This window comes from Arthrobacter sp. I3, from assembly GCF_000520575.1.
Classification (GTDB): Bacteria; Actinomycetota; Actinomycetes; order Actinomycetales; family Micrococcaceae; genus Arthrobacter; species Arthrobacter humicola_A.
In genome coordinates this window covers 149,438-152,845 of record NZ_KI914902.1, presented here as the reverse complement: position 1 = coordinate 152,845, position 3,408 = coordinate 149,438, and the positions used below count along the sequence as shown (strand labels likewise).

The window sequence follows — 3,408 nt, the reverse complement described above, 5'->3', positions numbered from 1 at the left end:
CACCGACGGCGGGGCCGGCGCCATCGCCGCGATCGAGGAACGCGGCGGGCTCCGCGGTGCCGAGCTGGTGATCCTAAGTGATGTCACGACGCGTTATTCCGACGCCGTACGCGTGTTCGGGCCGCAGAAGGGAGCCGGGCCGGCCGCGGTTGAGCTGCTGACACACAGACTCGAGCTGCTCGCGGCGGAGTTCGCCCGGGACTACGGCCGCGATCCCCGTCTGGTGGACCGGACCGGCGCGGCGGGTGGCTTCTCCGGCGGAATGTGGGCCCGTTACGGCGCCCGCCTGGAGTCAGGGGCGGACTATGTCCTGGATTTGCTGGGCTTCGATGCGCAACTGGCTGCCAGCAGCGCGGTGGTGGTCGGCGAGGGCCGGCTGGATTCCCAGACCGGCCAGGGGAAGATCATCGGTGCCATCCTTGCCCGTGCCGGCACCACGCCGGTGTACGCGGTGGTGGGATCGGTGGATCCGGACCTCGGCGACTACGCAGACAGCTTTGCCCGCATCATCGTGGCCGGAGATCCGGCCACCATGCAGGCGGCGGGGGCGGAACTGGCCCGTGCGGCCGCGGCGGCTTCCCATGCTGCTGGCGCTGCTCCTGCCGCGCCTGCTCACCAGTGAGTCCCGGGACATGTCCTCCCTTGGCCCGTGACAGTGGACATACTCCCCTTGTGCCCATCCCGGACCTGAAGACTGGACATGTCCTCGCGGCCGGACGTGACCACTGGACATGTCCTCCCGCGGCCGCACGATTGGCTGAAAACTGGACATGTCCCCAAGCGGGAACTGGTGAAAACCAACTCGTGAAGCCCGGCCTAGCGGAGCTCGGTGGCGCGAAGCCTGAACCGGCTCGGAAGGAGTAGCCCGGCTCGAAAGTAGCTGCCCGAAAGTCCGGGCTCAGGAGGAGCGGTCCGGCGGCCGGGTCCCCCAAGGAGCCGGCCGCCGAACCAAACACTCCCACCCCCAAAGCTTGTCACAGGTTTGACAAAATTGTCACACGCCGCTCCGGGCCGTGCCGAGGCCCGTCGGTATTGTGGAATCCATGAATGACACGACGGCACCGCAGGATCCCGGGCACCGGAGCATATTCCTTGACAAGGCGCACCCCGCTGCCTGGCGCGCACTCAACGGGCTGGGCCTGAAAGCCAAGGAAGCCGCCACCGAGGCCGGGCTGGACGACACACTCATTGAGTTGCTCAATGTCCGCATTTCGCAGATCAACGGCTGCGCCTTTTGCCTGGACATGCACGTGGGCGATGCCGTCAAGAACGGCGAGTCGGCCCAGCGCCTGGCCGTCCTCCCCGCATGGCGCGACACCACTCTGTTCTCCGAAAAGGAACGCGCAGCCCTGACGCTGGCCGAGGCCATCACGACTATCTCTGATGCTCTTAGCCGCGACCACGAAGGCGCACAGGCCAGGCGGCACCTGACGGCCGAAGAATTTTCCGCCGTCAGCTGGCTGGCGATTACGATGAACGCGTTCAACCGAGTTTCCATCGTCAGCCAGCACCCGGTCCGCGACGCCCGCGGCTAACCCACCGTCCACTCCCGCCAGCCGCCCGCACCAGAACAACCGGTCGGCGGACAGGTGTCCGCGGCTAAGGCGCCGGCGGTGCGCGGCTGGCTAAGCAATGAGCCGTAGCCACAACTGGCGTGCAGTCGTAAGCTCGAAAAGTGGGGCGGAGCCGCGGTCACCGAGGGAGCACTGCCATGAGGTGGGTCAGGCCGGGTCACCCGGAGTACGACGAAACACGAAGACTCTTCAACGCGATGATCGACCGCCATCCGGCCGTCATTGCCCCGTGCGCCGACCCGGAAGGGGTGGTCGAGGCGTTGGCGTACGCGCGGACACACGGCCTCGAAGTCGCCGTCCGGGCCGGCGGCCATTCCGTAGCCGGCATGTCCATGAACGACGGCGGCCTCGTGATCGACGTTCGTCCGATGAAATCCGTGCGGGTGGACCCGGAGGCCCGCACTGCCACGGTGGGCGCGGGCCTCACCTGCGGCGAGTTTGACCGCGCCACCCAGGAATACGGCCTCGCCATCACGGGCGGGCGGGTCTCCACGACCGGGCTCGCGGGTTTCACGCTCGGGGGCGGGTCCGGCTGGCTCGAGCGCGCCTTCGGCTTCGCCTGCGACGACCTCGTCTCCGTGGATCTGGTCACCGCCACCGGAGAGCAGGTGACGGCCAGCGCCCACGAGAATCCCGAACTCTTCTGGGCCCTGCACGGCGGCGGCGGGAACTTCGGCGTCGCCACCTCGTTTACGTTCGGCCTGCATCAGTTGGGGCCAAGCGTGCATGCCGGGGTGCTGATGTGGCCCGGGGACGCAGCCCCGGAACTCAGCCGCGGATACCGGGACCTGGCCTCCGCGGCTCCCAACGAAGAGTCCGCCACCCTCATCTACGGGATTGCACCGGCGGAACCCTTCGTGCCCGCGGCCATGGTGGGCAAGATGGCGGTGTACGTCGTGTATGTCTTCGCCGGGGATGCCGAGGAAGGCAAAGAACATGCCAAGGCATACCGGGAACTGGGCCCTGTTGTGGACCTGGTGGAAGATACCGGCTACGCAGACTTCCAGTGCTCCCTGGACGACCCGCCGGGCAAGTACAACTACTGGAGCGCCGACTATCACGACGATCTCTCCGACGACGCCCTGGACGTCATCATCGACTCGGCCCGGAACCTCCCGGGACCAAGCTCCCAGCAACTGATCGCCCATTGGGGCGGGGCGGTGAACGGGCCGGCCGCCGCGGCCACCCCGCTGCTGAACCGGACCGCCAACTGGGTGAGCCACCCGTTCGGCCTGGGCGACACCCCGCAGGGCGGGCAGGACGCAAAGGCATGGGTCAAACGCTTCCGCAAGGACATCTCCCCCTATGCGACCGGGGGCGTCTGGCTGAACTTCATCGGCGACGAAGGCCAGGCCCGGATCCGCGCGGCCTACGGCGACGAAAACTACAAGCGGCTGGCAGAAGTGAAACGCGAGTTTGATCCCGGGAACGTGTTCCGCGGCAACCAGAACATCCGACCCGCCGTCGCGGTGTGACTACGACGACGGTGGCCCCGCCGTCGCGGTGTGACCACGACGGCGGCGCCCGCCCGGCGCCGGCCCGGTGCCTGCAGTCCGGGCCGGGGTCGGGGTCGGGGTCGGGGCTAGACTGCCACCATGGCCGTCTACGTCGATCCGCCGCTCTGGCCTGCCCACGGAACGCACTTTTCCCACCTGGTCTCGGACACGTCGCTCGCGGAACTGCACGCCTTCGCCGCTGCCGCCGGCATCCCCGGGCGAGCGTTCGACGGCGACCACTACGACGTCGCCGAGGCCCGGTACGAGGCCCTGGTGGCGGCCGGCGCCATCCCTGTGGAGGGCCGGGTCCTCGTCCGAAAGCTGATCGCCAGCGGGTT

Annotated in this window: 4 protein-coding genes; all 4 read left to right on the top strand. The window is 68.3% G+C overall.

The features are described 5' to 3' along the window. On the top strand, window positions 1–622 hold a 622-nt coding region (locus Y706_RS23405; RefSeq protein WP_043434489.1), incomplete at its 5' end, for a glycerate kinase. Window positions 623–1,043: 421 nt separating this feature from the next. Continuing rightward, complete coding sequence (locus tag Y706_RS0103435) at window positions 1,044–1,535, top strand: carboxymuconolactone decarboxylase family protein (protein WP_028275470.1); 492 nt, start codon at window positions 1,044–1,046, stop codon at window positions 1,533–1,535. A 176-nt stretch (window positions 1,536–1,711) separates the two neighbouring features. Next, complete coding sequence (locus tag Y706_RS0103430) at window positions 1,712–3,049, top strand: FAD-binding oxidoreductase (protein ID WP_028275469.1); 1,338 nt, start codon at window positions 1,712–1,714, stop codon at window positions 3,047–3,049. A 120-nt stretch (window positions 3,050–3,169) separates the two neighbouring features. Then, on the top strand, window positions 3,170–3,408 hold a 239-nt coding region (locus Y706_RS27750; protein WP_043434598.1), incomplete at its 3' end, for a DUF4031 domain-containing protein.